15 protein-coding genes and 1 pseudogene are annotated in these 17755 nt (G+C 31.9%); 1 reads left to right on the top strand and 15 read right to left on the bottom strand.

Annotated features, from left to right (window positions below):
• Positions 1 to 224: 224 nt before the first annotated feature.
• The 8 genes from LY60_RS11455 to LY60_RS11420 form a co-directional block, all read right to left on the bottom strand.
• Positions 225 to 878 carry a CpsD/CapB family tyrosine-protein kinase gene (locus tag LY60_RS11455; protein WP_145083728.1) on the bottom strand — a complete coding sequence of 218 codons (654 nt, stop codon included), beginning with the start codon at positions 876 to 878 and terminating at the stop codon, positions 225 to 227.
• Positions 879 to 984: 106 nt separating this feature from the next.
• Positions 985 to 1728 (bottom strand): hypothetical protein, encoded by a 744-nt coding sequence (locus tag LY60_RS11450; RefSeq protein WP_145083725.1) that lies wholly within the window; start codon positions 1726 to 1728, stop codon positions 985 to 987.
• A 413-nt stretch (positions 1729 to 2141) separates the two neighbouring features.
• Positions 2142 to 3098, bottom strand: coding sequence for an S-layer homology domain-containing protein (locus tag LY60_RS11445; protein ID WP_145083722.1), 957 nt, complete (start codon positions 3096 to 3098; stop codon positions 2142 to 2144).
• 47 nt (positions 3099 to 3145) lie between these two features.
• The gene (locus tag LY60_RS11440; RefSeq protein WP_145083719.1) at positions 3146 to 5017 is read right to left on the bottom strand and encodes an S-layer homology domain-containing protein; all 1872 of its coding nucleotides are present in this window, start codon (positions 5015 to 5017) and stop codon (positions 3146 to 3148) included.
• A 24-nt stretch (positions 5018 to 5041) separates the two neighbouring features.
• Positions 5042 to 5821, bottom strand: coding sequence for a tyrosine-protein phosphatase (locus tag LY60_RS11435; RefSeq protein ID WP_145083716.1), 780 nt, complete (start codon positions 5819 to 5821; stop codon positions 5042 to 5044).
• 18 nt (positions 5822 to 5839) lie between these two features.
• The gene (locus LY60_RS11430) at positions 5840 to 6496 is read right to left on the bottom strand and encodes a CpsD/CapB family tyrosine-protein kinase (protein WP_145083713.1); all 657 of its coding nucleotides are present in this window, start codon (positions 6494 to 6496) and stop codon (positions 5840 to 5842) included.
• Positions 6426 to 7187: a YveK family protein gene (locus LY60_RS11425; protein WP_145083710.1), complete on the bottom strand. Its 762-nt coding sequence runs from the start codon at positions 7185 to 7187 to the stop codon at positions 6426 to 6428. The genes LY60_RS11430 and LY60_RS11425 overlap by 71 nt, the downstream gene beginning before the upstream one ends.
• Positions 7188 to 7411: 224 nt before the next feature.
• Complete coding sequence (locus LY60_RS11420; protein ID WP_145083708.1) at positions 7412 to 8914, bottom strand: WG repeat-containing protein; 1503 nt, start codon at positions 8912 to 8914, stop codon at positions 7412 to 7414.
• Between the two features lie 450 nt (positions 8915 to 9364).
• On the opposite strand from LY60_RS11420, the pseudogene LY60_RS18390 reads away from it, so the two are divergent.
• Positions 9365 to 9502, top strand: a pseudogene (locus tag LY60_RS18390) (IS3 family transposase); the annotation flags it as partial.
• 435 nt (positions 9503 to 9937) lie between these two features.
• Here LY60_RS18390 and LY60_RS11410 read toward each other — a convergent pair.
• The 7 genes from LY60_RS11410 to LY60_RS11380 form a co-directional block, all read right to left on the bottom strand.
• Positions 9938 to 11146, bottom strand: a complete 1209-nt coding sequence (locus tag LY60_RS11410) for a Coenzyme F420 hydrogenase/dehydrogenase, beta subunit C-terminal domain (protein ID WP_145083704.1) — start codon at positions 11144 to 11146, stop codon at positions 9938 to 9940.
• Entirely contained in the window at positions 11125 to 12561 is a 1437-nt protein-coding gene (locus LY60_RS11405; protein ID WP_145083701.1) for a lipopolysaccharide biosynthesis protein, read from the bottom strand. Before LY60_RS11405 ends, LY60_RS11410 begins: the two co-directional genes overlap by 22 nt.
• Positions 12562 to 12649: 88 nt before the next feature.
• Positions 12650 to 13726, bottom strand: coding sequence for a polysaccharide pyruvyl transferase family protein (locus LY60_RS11400; RefSeq protein WP_145083698.1), 1077 nt, complete (start codon positions 13724 to 13726; stop codon positions 12650 to 12652).
• The gene (locus LY60_RS11395) at positions 13723 to 14970 is read right to left on the bottom strand and encodes an O-antigen ligase family protein (protein WP_145083695.1); all 1248 of its coding nucleotides are present in this window, start codon (positions 14968 to 14970) and stop codon (positions 13723 to 13725) included. Before LY60_RS11395 ends, LY60_RS11400 begins: the two co-directional genes overlap by 4 nt.
• Positions 14961 to 16049, bottom strand: a complete 1089-nt coding sequence (locus LY60_RS11390) for a glycosyltransferase (protein WP_145083693.1) — start codon at positions 16047 to 16049, stop codon at positions 14961 to 14963. The genes LY60_RS11395 and LY60_RS11390 overlap by 10 nt, the downstream gene beginning before the upstream one ends.
• Positions 16050 to 16236: 187 nt before the next feature.
• Positions 16237 to 17103 carry a glycosyltransferase family 2 protein gene (locus tag LY60_RS11385; RefSeq protein WP_145083690.1) on the bottom strand — a complete coding sequence of 289 codons (867 nt, stop codon included), beginning with the start codon at positions 17101 to 17103 and terminating at the stop codon, positions 16237 to 16239.
• Between the two features lie 139 nt (positions 17104 to 17242).
• Positions 17243 to 17752 carry a hypothetical protein gene (locus tag LY60_RS11380; RefSeq protein ID WP_145083687.1) on the bottom strand — a complete coding sequence of 170 codons (510 nt, stop codon included), beginning with the start codon at positions 17750 to 17752 and terminating at the stop codon, positions 17243 to 17245.
• Between the last annotated feature and the right edge of the window lie 3 nt (positions 17753 to 17755).

Genomic DNA, 17755 nt, shown 5'->3' with positions numbered 1-17755 from the left:
ATGTTCAACAATTATATAAACTTAAATATTATGACTTTTTTTACATTGCGGTAGACTTTGGTCAGTGAGAACCGTCCCCTATGTCACCTAGTTTGTCATCCTGAACGTTAGTGAAGGATCTCATCTTTATTTGTCATGAAAACATGAGATTCTTCGAGCAAGCTCTCAGAATGACAGCTAACAAACGTGTAGCTTGTCAGCGGCTCAGCACCGTCCCCTATGTCTTAGTAATAGTAGTAATACTTATTCTTCTTATTCTGGGGGACTTTGTTTAATACTGTTCCAATTATATTTGCATTTACTTGTTTCAAGACATCAATAGTCTTTTTTATTGTTTCTTTGTCAGTTTCTGCATAAGCTATAGCCAATATGACAGCATCTGCATAAATAGCTATATTAACCGGATCACTAACCAACATTATTGGAGGTGTATCCAATAGTATATAATCATAGTTTTCGGATAAATCTTTAAGCAATTCTTTTATGGCTTTTGAAATTATAATTTCGGTTGTATTTGATGGCACCCTGCCGGAAGTCATTACATCCAAACCCGGTTGTATATTATGAATGTAATTTTTATAATTGTTTTTGTTTAGCAACAAATCAGTTAATCCTGAATTGTTGGATAAATTAAAATATTTATGGACAGATGGCTTTCTCAAATCAAGATCCATGAGGATTACTCTTTTATTAAGTTCCGTCATAACACAAGCAAGATTACTTATAGTTGTAGACTTACCTTCATTGGCCATCGAGCTTGTTATCATAATGGTTTTAATATTTCCGTCAATATTTGCATATTCAATATTGACAGCCAATTTTCTGTACGATTCAGTTACATAAGAATTTTGTTTTAACCTCAATGAATGCTCATCCATATTTTTACCCCATAATTTTTTCTAATGAAAACCTTATCATTATGTTACAGCAAAAAAGTAAATAAACATGTCGAAATATGTAACTTGGTAAATAACTGTCCCTAATCTATTTTTTGTACAAACTCAAGTAATATGCTTTTTTAACTTCCTTTTCCTGCTGATAAGCATCCTTTAGAATTTGAATTATTTCCGTATCGCCATCAAGACTTACGAGCTCTGATTCTAAAGCAGAAAGCACATTTGCAACTTCATTATCGCATTTCTTTTCAAGTCCCGCAATATTATTAATGTTCTTCATTACAATGGAATACTTTGAAGCTTCGTCTTGTTTTTCTTTTGGCAGATTTGAATATTCTTTGATTGCTTCTCTTTCCAACTCTCCAAGTTTATTGACATACTTGACCTTAAGGGCGTACATTTTGCTGACTCCATCACTGATTGCAGCATCTATTGACTTTTCATTGTCTTTGCTGACGGAAGTTTCAGGAATTGTGTTTGACGATTCAGGTTTTGTATCTGAAGAATTATCCTGAGTGTCTCTACTGTCATCCTTCATGTAATCCAAAGGAAGGTGGTATTTGTCTGCCACATCTTTTATTGAAATTTCACCATTTAACAGCTTTTCTTCATCCTCTGCTGAAATGTCATTGATTGGAGAGGATGTGTATTTTTTAACTTCTTCCTTCAGCTTTTCCCTGTTGTCATCCATCTGAGCCGCCAGATCTTCAGAAGAAGTATTCATTCCGCTCATGAGAGCAGAAATGTTGTCATACTGCACATACAAAACAACACCTGCAACTAAAACAATTATAGTCACTATTATCAGCAAAACCTTAGAAATTTTTTTCATATCTTTTCCTTTATTAAAACAATTTATATTCTATCCAGTCTGTAGGGGCATTCACCCTTTTGTAGGGGAGGGTCTTGTGCCCACCCGCATTTCGTAATAACAATTCAGTTATGCTCTGTCATCTTGAGGTGCAGCCGAAAGATCTCATATTTTAAACCATATAAAAAACGAGATCCTTCACTATCGTTCAGGATGACAGGAAAGACTCTTTCAGTGACGTCGTTGTGCCCACCCGCATTTTATTAATAACAATTTATCTATGCCCAGTCATCCTGAGACACATACGAAGGATCTCATCATTTTAAATCTTTTGAAAACCGAGATCCTTCACTATCGTTCAGGATGACACTACACTACTATAGTTTCAAAGTAATCTTTCATTTGAACTTAACTGAAAGGTCCGTCCCTAGAATTTATATGTCAGCATCCGGGAAGAAAAAGTCCTTTAATGACCTTAAATCTCTGAGATCATTCTGATCACTTATTTCAAGCTGTAATTCAATTTTTTCAGCTTCAGACAATTGATTGTATTTTTTATATACTTCTTTGGCTGCACTTTCATAGTCGTGCGTTTTATCTGCTTCATAAGCTTTTATATTTTCAATAATATCATTTACAATTTCAATTTGATCTTCTGATGATAAGTTAGGAATAACACCTACTTCAAGTCTTCTTGTAACTTTACTTAATGTTTCATCAACCGCTTCTTCAGTGCTACCTCCATTTCCTGAATTAGGTGTTGAATCAGGTTGATCTTCATTTTCATCTAATAAAAACTTCGCCAATGCATCGCAAGCTTCAGCTCTAGTTGCCTTTTCAGTAGCTCTGAAATTACCATTTTCATCAACCAACATAAGTCTATTTGATATAACTTTATTAACGTACTCTACTGCCCAAGGAGATATCTCGTCAGAAGGTAATTTATCAACAGGCAATAATACCAAATTATTTATAACATCAATTATTTTACATAATTCTTCTCTTGTTACTAATTCGTTCGGTTTAAAAGTTCCGTCTGGATATCCGTTTATATATCCTGCAGCTTGTGCGATTAGTACTTCTTCATAATACCAGTCTTCCAATTTTATATCAGCAAAACTTGTAGTATCTTGTTTTTGTGTAAAAGAATAAACTTTGTTTACAATCTTTACTAATTCTGCTCTTGTTATGTTTCCTTCCGGCTTAAATGACCCATCAGGATATCCTACTATAATATCTGAGCTTACAAGTTTTTCTATTCCTTCAAATGCCCAATAATTTTCATCTAAATCTGTAAAACTTACATCATTTATATTTTCTGTCGCAAATACATTTTGAGTTAGTAATAATGTTAATAAAATGAATGAAATTATAAGATTAAATCTTTTCAAAATATCCTCCGAATTTAAAACAAGCGGGCTTTAAGCCCGCCCATTTACTATTTAACTATAGAATTTTTATCTATTATTATTTTACCGATGTTCTCGCCATATTGTACAGTTAATTCAACTGTTCCGAATTGCTGCAAAAATGCATCAACACTTATGTCAGAATATAGAATATTATCAATTATAAATGTAGCTATATCTGAAGTGTTTGTAATAGGTGTACTTGATGCATTTGATTTTAATGAATATTTAACATCAACACCTTTATATTGCATAATTTTCTGATCAATGTCATTTGCAGTAAGGTTCTCTAAAATAGCATTAGCATCACTTGTATTGGAATCATTAAATACTCCAATTAATGCTATTATATCCTCAGGACTGATAGTTCCATCTAACAAAGCACTCTTAAGTCCCTGAATATCTTCTTTAATGTTTGTGTTGTCAAGGTACACAATAGCCTTATTCCAGCCTTCTTCGCTATAAACCTTTGTATCACCAGCATACATTTCATCTAATCGTGAATTAACTTTACCTAAGTAATCATTTATAAACTCATTATTACTGCTGTCGCTTAAAATATCATCTATCATAAATAATAAGAACTCAGAAATGTCATTATCCGTGTCTTTATAAGTATAACTAAATCTGTATGTGTTAGTATTTTCAATGAATGATACTCTTAATGCAGGAACAGTTACTGGGTCAACGGATCCGCCGCCTCCACCGCCACCGCCTGAAGTCTCTACTACAACAACAGCTGGTTTTTCAGTTACGCCTTCACCAGTTACTGTCTTTGTAATTTTTACTTCAGCTTCATACTTGATGCCATTTGCATTTGCTTCCAATGTAGCTATAGTACCTGTTCCTTCAATTGTAATCTTTTGTTCTACTACCAATTTTGTTATTACAGCGTCATCTAGTGTTATGTTTGAACTTCCTGTAACAGTTACTTCACCGAAGTTTCCTGTCAATGTTACTTCACCGTTTCCGGATACTGTAACTTTAGCAATTGTTCCATCAGTGTTTTCCAATACAGTTTCAGTTCCTGTTGTCAAGTTTTCAATTACTGAACCATCAGCGAAAACAAGTCTAACTTTGTCTTTTAAAACTTCAATATTTGATACTTTAACATTGTTGAAGTATACGGAATTTAATCCGCCGCCTAATACTTTTATTTCACCTTTTACTTCAACATTTGTAAGATGTACATTTCCTTCTCCAACTGTCTTGGCAATTATTAAATCACCTGCAACAACTTTGTCTTTCAGTTCTGCTCCATCTTTGTAAACAACAACATTCTTAGCATTAACCAATACATTGTCAAGCATAGTCAAAGCTTCAGCTCTTGTTAATTTGTTTGAAGGTCTGAAGGTTCCATCATTGTATCCAGTTACGAATCCTGCATCTAATGCTGCTCCAACTGATTCAGCTGCCCATGATGATACTTTTGATTTGTCGCTGAACTTGTTTGCTGCAGCAACATTGCCATTAAGATACTGAATTCTTGCAAGTATAGAAGCTGCCTGTTCTCTTGTTATGTAATCATTTGGTCCAAATGAATCCTTTGAATAACCAGAAATATACCCTATTTCCTGGGCAATTCCTACATAGTCGTAAAACCAGTCAGCAGTTGTAACATCTTTGTATGCTACATTTGCTTTTTTGCTAAAATCAATTGTACCGTTAACTAATTTTACAAATTCAGCTCTTGTAATGTTGTTATCAGGTTTGTAACTTCCGTCACTATATCCTGATATTTTGCCTGCATCCATCCATTTCTGAATAGTGCCTTCTGCCCAATGCCCTGTATAGTCTGTTGCAGGTGCAGATGTTACAGCAACTTCTTCTGCAAAAGCAAGACCACTAGTTGCTAAGACTAAACATAAAATTATTGCAATAGTCTTTTTAATTTTGTTCATTTGTTTTCCCCTTTCGAATAATACTTATGATAATTTTTTATTAAATAACTTTGACATAAAACCCTTTTTAATTTCTAATTTAGGGCTATCAAAGTATTTATTCATTATAACTTTTTCTTGATTTTCCTTGAATATTTTTTCAGCATAGCTGTGACTGCAAATTTTATTAACCACACTGTATGCTTTATCTAAATAAAAAGCTCTTGAATCTCTATTGTGAACATCAGAAGCAACAAAACTGATAAGTTCATTTTTCAGCAAATAATTTACAAACTTAGAGCTTTCTTTTTCTTCTTTATTTACAATAGTAGAAGCATTTATTTGAAAATGAGCACCCTCATTTAATATATCTCTAATCAATTGAGTATTGTCATATAAGGTATCGTATCTTTCCACATGAGCTATAATAGGTATGAAACCCTTGAGATTTGCCTCGTAGCATATTTCGGGAATGTTTTTTGGTATATCCGTCATACTGAACTCTATTAACACATAGTCTGAACCTGCCAGAGTAATTATTGGTTCCTTCCATAGGGTGTCATAGTAGTTATGATCCAAGTAAACCTCAGACCCTAAAAATAACTCTACATTTAAATTTTCCTCACATACTATTTCTTTTAAAACTTTAAAGTTTTCATTTATTTTTTCTACGCTTGTTTCTCCATATTTTTTCTTAAAATGGGGAGTTAAAATAATTTTACTGACACCTTTATTTACTTCTTCCTTTATTAAACCCAGGGAATCATCAATTGTCTTGGCTCCGTCATCAACACCAAATAAAACATGGGTATGCATATCAATCATAGTAACCACCAAAATTCATTAATAATAGCTGTAATAGTACTTATTGTGTTTTGATACAGGCATTTTGTTTAAAATAGTCCCGATTATATTAGCGTTAACTTGTTTTAAACTATCAATAGACCTTCTTATAACTTCTTTTTCTGTTTCTGAATGGGCAATAGTTAATATAACCGCATCTGAATATGTTGCAATAGTTAAAGGGTCGCTGACCAACACCAGCGGCGGAGTGTCTAAAAATATGTAGTCATATTGTCCTGACAGTTTTTTTATCAACTCTTTAATTGCATTTGAATTTATAACCTCTGTAGGATTTGCAGGGATTTTACCTGAAGTAATGACATCTAAGCCCGGATGTACGTTCTGTATATAACCAACATAATCATCCTTGTGCATAAGCAAATCTGTCAATCCGGCTCTGTTAGATAAGTTGAACTGCTTATGAACGGTCGGTTTTCTTAAATCAAGATCAATTAAAAGTATGTTCTTATTTAATTCAGCCATTACGCTTGCTAAATTGCTGATTGTAGTTGTCTTGCCTTCGCTGGCCATACAGCTTGAAACCATAATAGTCTTTATGTTGCTGTCTAAATTTGCAAATTGTATGTTAGTTGCAATTTTCCTGTACGCTTCTGCTATGGGAGACTTCTGATCGTCTCTTACTTTGTATCTTTCCATTTGTCTTTTCTCCCCCCTGGTTGAAATTAGGTATTGTCCCAATTACGGCCACACCTAAGTATTTTTCAATATCCTTTTCAGATTTAATTGTATTGTCCAAGTACTCCTTAAGGAAAATAATTAATAAGACTATCATTTCACCTAACACTGCAGCTATGGCTGTATTCATGACTTTATTAGGCTTGATCGGTGATCCCGGCAATGTTGCATAATCCACAACAGCCACGTTGTCTGACTTAGTTATTCTGACAATTTCAACAGTGAATTCCTCAACGAGCGTATTAGCAATATCCATTGCTAACTGAGGACTTGTGTTTTGAACTGATACCTTAAGAATTTGCGTATCCTTTACAGGTGACACTGATATGGAATCGCCGTTTAATTCATTAAGTTTCAATGAATTTCTTGTATTTTCTAAGACTGTATTGGATTTTGCCATCTCAGCATATGTATATACAAGACTCTTCCCTAAATTAACGTCAGTAATATTGATTTCTTCATTTGAATCTTTGTTTTGTCTTACTATGAGTGTGGTAGAAGCTTCATAAACCGGATTAATCAAATAAATGCTGACTAATGCTCCAATAACCGCAAAAATAATCGGCACTATGATTACCGGAACAAGGTACTTTTTCAATATGAGAAAAATTTCCCTAAGCTCAATCACATCATAATCTTCATTTTCGTACATTACATTTCTCCTTTTAGCATAGATATAACTAATGATTGTTTCATAAAAACTCAAAACACTCACTTCTAATTATATCGACAAAAAACTTAAAATTTCAACTAAAATTATTTTATTCTATGTAAATTTTAACTTATATGTATCTTATTGTCAAATCATAATTAACTCCTTGATTAAAGTGTATATATGAACCAAAACTGCCTTTGTTATAATTTAAAGAATTTAAATTATTCTAATTTTAACATTTTATCCAATGCATCATTGTCAATTATTCGTTCGAGGACACTGTATTTAGGTTCTATTATGATTTCACCATCCCTGTTTATAATTCCACCGTTATACCCGGTGTCAGAATCATAAAAAATTGCAAAGCCGTCATAACCGAATACTAAATCCAAATCATTATCAAATAAATCTTTCATTGTTGCCATAAATGAAGAATAGCTTTTATTTACCTCCATGTCCACACTTTCATCACCATAAGTTGTTACAATTTCACCGTTTTTATTTATTCTGCGCCAAATATTTTCTAATCTAACATAAGCATATCCGTTAGAAAAATGTCTGACATAGTTTGGATCAAGTTCAGGTTTTATTATAATATTTCCTTGTGCATCAATAAATCCAACCTTATCATTTTCATAAAACATTCCCATTCCATCTGAAAGTGTTATATTACTTTCATATATTGGCTGTATAACAAATTTGCCTTCTTTATCAATTACTCCATATTTACCATCTGACTTAACACAAGCTAATCCATCAGAAAAGCCATCAGCAACATCTTCATATATAGGTTCAATAATAACTTTGCCGCTTTCATCAATAAATCCATATTTTTCATCGATTATTACACAGGCCATTCCTTCTGAAAATCCGCCAATGTAATCAAAGGCAGGTTCAATTACATAGTTACCTTCCTTATTGATACATCCCCATTTGCCTTCTAATGCGACACAGCATAGACCGTTTGAAAAATCATCAGCATAATCATACAATGCATTTATGGCTGTTTTGCCATCCTTTGCATTAATAAACCCATACTTGCCGTCTTTCATAAATTTAATCATGCCATCATTAGATAGTTTTCGTCCCGCTTCAAAAGAATCCACAATATCTTCAGAAACAACATTTCCTTTTTTATCTATTAATGCATATCCATCATCAATATACACAGCAGCTATACCATCTGCAAATTTATATGCTTGCGGAAATGCATCATCTGGTAATATGAATTGACACTTAATTACCTCGTTTCCGCTTTCATCAACAAATCCCACTAATCCATTTTTATCTACAGTCCATAAACCTTCACTGTAACATATTACTCCTTGATATTGCGGCTCTACAATGAGATTGCCTTTTTGATCAATAAAACCAATTTTTCCTTTTATATTTACCGCTGCTATTTTTCCTAAAAATGGTGATACATCTATATACTCCGGATTTATAACAACTTCTCCCTTTTTGTTAGCATAACCCCAAGCTCCTTTTATTTTAACTGGTATCAATCCGTTAGCTAAAATAGGAGTTATATTGTCAAATTCGTTAAGTACTTCATCATTTATACTTAGAAGCATAACTTTGCCGTCATTCCTTGAAATGAGTAAATCATCTACATATACGTCATCCTTTGCACTGTCTAAACTTTCCCCCTCACAACCATTTAAAAATAAAATGATAATAACAAATAATAATAGAACTATATGTTTGCTATCTTTTTTACTCATGGTTAATCCCCCTTTGAAATTTTAACTTCTATTTAACGAAAACTTCTCAATAAAGAAAAGCTTCAATTATTCCTTACCTAATAATACTTCAATGTATTATTCTCTATTGTTATAATAAACTGCCAGCAATCACTGAAGTCATAATTATATTCTATAACTTTATACTTCTCAATATAACCATCTATCTATAGACCACAGTCGTTTTACGGACGACAGTTTTACGCCTTTCTTGATGTACGTTTTCAAACTCAACAAATTTCGGAGGAATTGTTTTGGATCTTTCTTCATACATCTTTTTATTCTTTTAATAATGTTGTTGCCCCTGATATGCCTGTTCAACATTTTGATAAGGCCTTAAAATCAGTTGGAAGTAATAAAGTTGCAACTATAATCATATATAGTGACTAGGGAACCAAATTTACATCTGCTGCTTATACTAAACCCGAAAGCCTTTATCATTATAAAATTTATTCAAAATCCGAAGTTGAACAAGCTGTAGAACAATATATTTTCTTTTATAACTTCTATAGAATACATACATATAATCAGATGACACCAATGGAAACTCGGCTAGCTTATAATAAATAAGTTTAAAAAGCAAAACATCTTTTATTATTTTTTACTACATATACATATATACAGTGCTTTTTTTATTTAGAAAATTCCTATTTTTACTAATCTATAATTATATCAGAAATTATATCTGAAAAAATGAGTTTTCCTGACAAAGCTCTAAAAATCAGCCCCATTTTTATGGACACAGTTAACCATATATATTTTTTATTATTTATCTTGATTCTTCTCTATCAATTCTTTTCTTGAAGTAATTTGTATTCATAGCATTGTGTCCAGTATATTGGTGTCATATCAGTATTTTGTTAACTCATCTATTAATATTGTCCCTTATTTTTATTAACTAATAAAACAGAAACCCCTTTTTTTGTTTCAATCTCAGTGTGAGCCTTCTTTGATTTTCTCATCCTTCAGTATAAGCTTTAGGACACCTTTTAGAGTATATTTTTTTTAGATTTTAGGGGGTGCCCACCTTATAAAGCAAATCGTTTTTATCTTCGTAAAAATCTTCATAACAGCACTATATCCTCTACTATGCCCTGTATATTTTTTTACCACATACATGTAGCCTTTATTTTTATAATCCTTCCAAAAATCTTTTGATAAAATATTCCTTGATGTTGGTGCACAAAGCTGCGGCTGAAGATAACTCGTGTCTTTTATTTCATAACTTTCAATACTCTCTCTGATACCGTCAAATATCAGCTTTCCTTTTTGGGTATTCACAAGACAAAGTGATACACCTTTACCATCATCAAACGAGCAATCAGATTTCTCAATTCCCCAATAATCTCCCATAGTTAAATCACCGATACGTTTTGTATTTGCGTATTTACAAGAATAGCACGGTACATTTAACGATAGTCTTCCAAAGAATCGACCATAGGATAGAAACAGCTTATTCCGTTCAACCATATCACCATTAGCAAGTATAGCTAAAGGATGCAGACCTCTCCAACCATCTTCTTTGTTCCTAAATTTATAAGATAAGATTTTTTGACCAGTTGTATCTTCTATTGCCTTAATATAATCTTTCCACAACCCATTCGAAGGTGCACCATGACATACAATATCTACAACAAACAAATTTGAATCATCAATATGCTTTGTTACGATATAGTTCTTTAACCCTGCGCATTGACATCCAGTTCCTGTGAACATAACCGTATCACCTTGTCGTAATAGCTGACCGATATGTGTAAATACATTGTTCAAATCACTTTGGACATACTTAGACCCCCTAAAATCTGCGCATTCCGAAAGCGAATCCGCACATGAGTGTATAGCAGTTAAATCATCATCAAATTTTACACCAAAACAATGAAATCTATTGGGGTATTGTTCAAACATTTTCATTAGTATCGCTGAAAAAAGTCCACCTGATGAAGATTTCATTCGAAGGTCATTATTATGATTTACAATACCATATTTATCAGAAGGCTTATTTCTTTGTGGAATATTTTCAATTTGACATACCTTTTTGCATAATCCACAAGAGATACACTTTAGAACATTTACCGATGGGACATAAAAACCTCTTTCATTAGAGGTCATTGTTATAGCTTTCGTGGGACACACATTAAAGCAAGCAGTACAACCGCAACACATGTTATCTAAATCCCATAAATCTATATTGTTTAATGCCTTTTTCTTTTCCATATAGTTTTCACCCTTTGTAAAATATTTTTTAGTTCCGGCATCCAGTAACACGATAGGAACAAAAACAATGCAGAACACAGAAAGGTAACTACCGCTTTAACAAGTAAACCAATAATACCATTAGCTTTAATTTGATCCGTAATGAAATATGTTAATGTTGACACAATTGCAGTAATAATAAAATACAATACCTGTCTTAACATATAATTCTTTTTCGTTGTTTGAAACAAGTGTTTATGAAGTACAAATATTTCACATGGAAAATATATCAGTGACATTACAAATATCGTAGCTAATATAACACCATCAACTCCAATATTCACCACAAGTGTTATGTTCAAGATTATGTTGAAAACTATGCCCACATATGGTTTTAACCAATCATCCTTCCACATTCCAGCCGCATCCTTAAAATTCAATCCAATCACTCTTATTTGCCAAACATAAAAATATATCGAAAACAAAACAACCGTGTTCATTGGCAATAAATAGTCAATTCCCATCCACATTTTCATGAAAGGTTGATATAGACTCAATAAAGAACTGGTGCAGAAAGCAATAATAAAGAAAATTAAGAACGATAAATCTAAAAACAAATCGTATATTTGTTTTTTACTTTTTGTAATAATGCTATTTCCGACACCGGCAAGAATAGCATTATATCCCACATTTATAAAACCTATAAGTGCAGAAATAACGTAATAATAATTACCATAAATGGTTAGTATAGATAAATTTAAAAACGCAGAAATAACAATACTATCTGCCGATTGGATCATTACAGCACCTATTTTATGTCCAACAATATATCTGGTATTGCCCAAAATCGCCTTAAGTTCCGTCGGTTTATTGCATTTGTTTTTTATAATTTGGGGAAACTTTTTATTGGTTATAACAGCAACAAAAAGATTATCCAAAACAGTAAAAACAGGCATCAAAATGGTGTATATGTAATAATTCGTATAGGCGACTAATACAAGCAACTGAGAAGCATAGAGCATTAGATGAACTAAGCTGTTAATATTACTAATTATGTCTTGCCTTTGATATGCTGTTAATAAAGATTTTCTATACGAAAAAAAGAAATAACTTATGACCGTATTAAGCAGATAAATCAGATATAAAACATATAAATTAATTCCTGTTCCTAGTAATTCATCCATGTTTACAATATAAGGAAGTATTGGAATAAGTACTACACCAATAACAGCAATAACACATCCAATAAACCGATAAATTATCTTATAAAAATTCAACATGGAACCTAATGTATCTATGTCATCTTCGGCTATCGGTTTATACATGCTATATATAAGAGAACTGCCGATACCCAGTTCTGTCAAATTTAACACTTGAATTATTGAAATAAATAAGCTATTTAAGCCCAAGAATTCAGAGCCGAGTTTTTTTATCATAACAGTTCGGATTATAAACGGTATCAATAAATTGATACATCTATTTATCAATCCGAACACAGTACTCCGAATACTATTTTTTGTCCGCTCAACTCTCATCGTTAATTATCTCCGCAATGTACTCCATTGATCTTTGTCTTTCCGAATCGATCACTTGCTCAACATATCCCCAATCAATAGTAGTATCAATAAACTCAACACTGGTTTTGTTCGTTAGTGATACCTTTTCCAGCAAATTTATAATACGGCTATTTCGTCCATCTGTATGTGCAAGGCGAACATAGAATTGTTTATGATAAATGATTGAGAATATTGTTCCATGAAATGAATTCACGAAAACATATTTCGCACTGCTGAATAAAGCCAATAGTTTTTCAATAGAAATCAAGGGAATATATTTAACATTTGGATTTTTAGTGCGTTGCCCAACATAATAAACATCCAATTGTTTTTTTCGTGCAAAGCACACTACTTCATCAATAAGCTCCTTAGAATAATCAACTGTAAATATTAAAACAAAATCTTTTTTTTTGATTTCTTTCTTTTGAACACAGACCATATCCCACTCACTACGAGTAAGCAATAATGTCGGATCAATATGCTGTTCAACCGAAACTGAAGTAACCCCCAATTTATGTATCGTTTTGATTGCCTGATTTTCTCTTACGGATATTTTACTAAATCGACCTAATTCACAGAGGTAGTCATTGGAAACATATTGAGGGATTTCCGCTAATCCAATAGATGCTGCATACGAATAACGCTTGTTTACATCAGTAAACGTCAACAAGTAATTTTTATCATGATTTGTTAAATTAGGATTCCATACCTGATCGCTACCTACTATGAATTTATTATATCTATCATTAGCATTTTTAATTGTATTTTCTGTATATGTGTCGCTGAGAGCAATGTGTTTTTTGATAAACGAAGAAAACAATTTTCTTTTTATCATAAAATGTGTTTTCTTTAAGATTCGTTTGGCAAAGTTATTACCTTTTTGATTATTTACACTGTACAGTTGACTAAAATAAGGACATCTGTAATCAATAAGTTCTATTTCCACATCAGTAAAATTTTCATCAACAAATTTTTGAAACGCATACGCTTGTAGTATAGCTCCATAGTTCAAAGCTTGATGAAATGTTATAACTCCAATTTTCATACTTGTCCACCTCCATTATTTACAACTATATTTGTTTCGCAACGCATTGATAATAATAACAAATATATACCTAACCAAAAAGGACTAAAATTCAAATCTGGACAGGCGATAATTTGACAAACTATAATACTGAACACAAACAAATATTTCGATTTAACTAATTCTGCTGTCTTTTTCTCTATAAACTCAATTACACTGTGTATAATCATTATTGAATAAGGTACTATTCCCAAAATACCAATTTCCCCTAAAAGACTGATATAAATGCTACTTGCCCGAACATTTTTAAAGCCGATCCCGGTTAATGGACTTTGATAAAATGCCCGTAAGGCAAGTTGATTCCAATTACTTCTAACAGAAAATGAACCCTTACTTCCAATTTTTTTAAATATAACCTGATTTAAAATTTCTATATTAAAGGTAAACATCCATATCAACGTTATAATAAAAATCGGAATAAACAATTTATAAATTTTTTTCTTAGACCGAACAAACCACAACATGCATAACATTATGGCTAATCCGCCAAATGCAGTAGAGGATCGCGTCAATAATATTGCTATTATCAAACAACCCGAAAGTACAATGTTCTTTATATTTATATCTCTCCTTGTAATAACTGACGAAAATGCGGCAACCAAAAATGCTCCACAGTAAGATGGTTCCATAAAAGTAGAATAGAACGCTGTACTAGACTTATAATTAAAAATAACATTACTATTGTCTATATCATTATAAATAAAAGTACGAAGAAAACCATCGAATAACGAGAATCCTAATTTACTAAATACCTGAAAAGCACCTATCACCAAAACAAATACAATAATAATATTTTCAGCATGTTCCAACCATTTATAATCAATATTTATTTTCTTTTTTGTGATAATGACGGCAAAAACAAAATACACCGCAATCATCAAAAATCCAATAATATTAATAGACTCGAAAGATGCATTGTATATCAAACTTATTACTATAGCAAAGAGTAACATGAACAATATCCCTGTGACTATTGATACTGCTCGATATTTTAATTTTTTAGCTCGCAACAACAAAAACCTTACAACCGTAAAAGATACAGTAAAAATTTGAACACCAATGCCTATTCCACCAATAGAAAGGATATTATTGCACTGAAATATCATTGATAATAACGTAAAAAATAAAAGTGTTCTGGTACTATTGGAAATGGAAGAACAAACCAAAATTATTGTCCAAATAATTCCAAAAATTGTTATTTGCATGCTGTTTCCCCCTTTAACTCCTGGTAAAGCATCAATATATTCTGAGATATATCACTAATGTCAAATCCAGCATTCAAAACTTTTTCAACCGAATTGCTCTCTCTTACTAAAGAAATGTTTTCAATTTGTTTCACCCATACTGAAATGTCATCATCGAGCGATAAAAAATAAACATTGTCGTTGATTTTTATAGATCGAGGAACACCTTCTGATGCGATAACAGGCAATCCGTTAATTTGAGCTTCTATAGGAGCAACGCCGAAACCTTCATGTATTGATGGAAAGACAAATAAATCAATCATATTTAACAGTGAATATACATCATTCCGATTGCCAAGGAATAGTACATCTTGGGATATGGATAGTTTTTCCACTTTATTCTGTATTTCCTTTCTACAGCCACCATCGCCAACCAATACCAATTTTGATGCCGGATGTTCACTATGATAGCTATAAAACAAGTCAACTAAGAACCGCTGATTTTTTACATCAGAAAAGCCCCCAACATGACCAATAACAAGATTATCATTTACTTTATATTCGGCTCTTAAATTATTTCTTTCCGATATATCAAAACCGTATTTTTTTACATCTAATCCGTTTTTAATTATATGGCACTTTCTATCATCAAACAAATATTCTGCGGCTTGTTGACTACATGCAAAGCGATGAGTGCACAAATAATTCAATGTCGGCTTAAGAACACGATTTATATTTATGTGTTTGCATGACGCACTGTGAACATGCATAATTCTTATCGGAATGGCAACTATCTTTGCAGCAAGCACTTCTATTGTATTGGTTGCACTATTTCCATGTACATGAACAATGTCAAAATTATTCTGTTTCATGAACCTCAATAAATTAAAGAAGTATTTCATTGGATTTGAATTACGGTTCATTATATTTACTTTATACCCGTAAGAATTAAGAACATCTATCATTCCAATCTCACTCGTATTTGGAAAAACAAATGTAACATCTTCATTTGAAAAGATTTTGTTTGCATACAATCTTTCAATAACTATGGAAATGCCGTTTAGCCCATAGTCCACAGAACTTAATATTAAGATTTTCATTAGTCACCTCAAGTATCATTTTCATTACTTGCTCAAATTTATTATACAATGAGCTTTAAACAAATAAGATAAGTTTAACTTTATAGTAAACGAAAATAACCTCGTAACCCAAACTTTCCGTATACTTGTAAAACAAATCAAATACGTTGCATAGATAATATGCGTAACCGCTTTGATTTATCATCACTCATTTCAAATCTCCAGTTTCTTTAAATGGAGCATTAGTTTTCTTTTGTTCATATATTTTAGCATCAACTAATGAACGATAGAAAAAAGAATATAAAAAGTGATATATATAACCTTCTTTACCATCAAGGAAGCCTAACCTAAATATGTAATTATATACAAATAACATCCACGCACGTAAAAAAGAAGGAATTTTATAATAAAATCCATATTTCTTCTTCCTAGTTTTATATATCTTCTCGTCTAATAAATTCAATTCATTTCTACTTATGCCTTCTTGATACTCATAATAGTCTTGCATTTCCCTTGTGGCATACCAATTATACTTTGAAACTAGTAAATCTAAATTTTTGAAATCATAGTGAACAAACTTTTCTTTCAATGCTATAGATCTTCCTGTTGATAGAATTGTATGCTCGTCCATTTTTCTATCTTCAATTCTTCCAATCCCATATTTAAAAATCATAAGTTTTCTTTTTCTACCACCACCATGCTCTAAGCGTTTCCCCATAAAATATAGCCAAGCTTCTAGTGTGAATCCATTTATATCATCTGAATCATGGATTTCTATCATTCTTTCGACTTTTTTGCACAGTTCAGGTGTAAATCTTTCATCTGCATCAATACGTAAAACCCATTTAGTAGATATATTTGCATTGTCTAATCCCCAATTAAACTGTCTTGCATAGTTCTCGAAAGGATGGACATAAACATCAGCACCAAGCTGTTTGGCTAATTCTATTGTATTATCATCACTACCACTATCGATTATGACAGCTCTCTTCGCAAGATTTTTAATAGATGTAAGACATTCTATAATATTTTTACTTTCATTTTTTGTTAAAATAATTGCTGTTAAGTCAGCCATTTTATACCCCCTATCTTAGTATCCTCATAACGTGTTGACATCAGTTGAAATTTCTTAATGCCTTAGTAATCATCAGCAACTAATCATTTTGTTCATACCATATGTTAAAGCCAAGTTTAACAATTGATTGCTTAATCCATCAAGCTTTTATATTTTTATACCTCATGATGCAATAATCACCTTTATTATCTTGTAACAAAACTAATTGTCTTGTTATACTTGAAATCGTAGCATCACTAAAATACGAAAGACCGACTTTAGATGAAGCTTTAATGCTAGGAATATTTGTTTTTTTAATATAATCCCAAGCATAATTATATCTAAGACCTATATTATGTAATATTACTTCCAGTAGCATAACAGAAAGTTTTCTTCCACGGTAATCTTCCTTAACAAAGTACGGCCCAACTAATATATCTTTGTTTGTAGCGAATTTATACCTTATATCTCTTCCATTCTCAACAACACAGTAACCAATATATTCGTCATCTTTTGCCATATAATACACCTTATATCCAGCAAAGTAAGCTAATAAAAATCTAAGCCTTTTACGCATCGAAATTGGCTCTAAATTTACATAAAACGGTCTAAAAATAGTAGGATTGTATTCATGAAACGAAAAACCATTGTACTCATAAATTTTTTTCATTAT

Source organism: Sedimentibacter saalensis (genome assembly GCF_007830175.1).
GTDB classification, from domain to species: Bacteria; Bacillota; Clostridia; order Tissierellales; family Sedimentibacteraceae; genus Sedimentibacter; species Sedimentibacter saalensis.
Note: the sequence above shows the minus strand (reverse complement) of the source record. Positions and strands in the feature narration are given on the sequence as shown.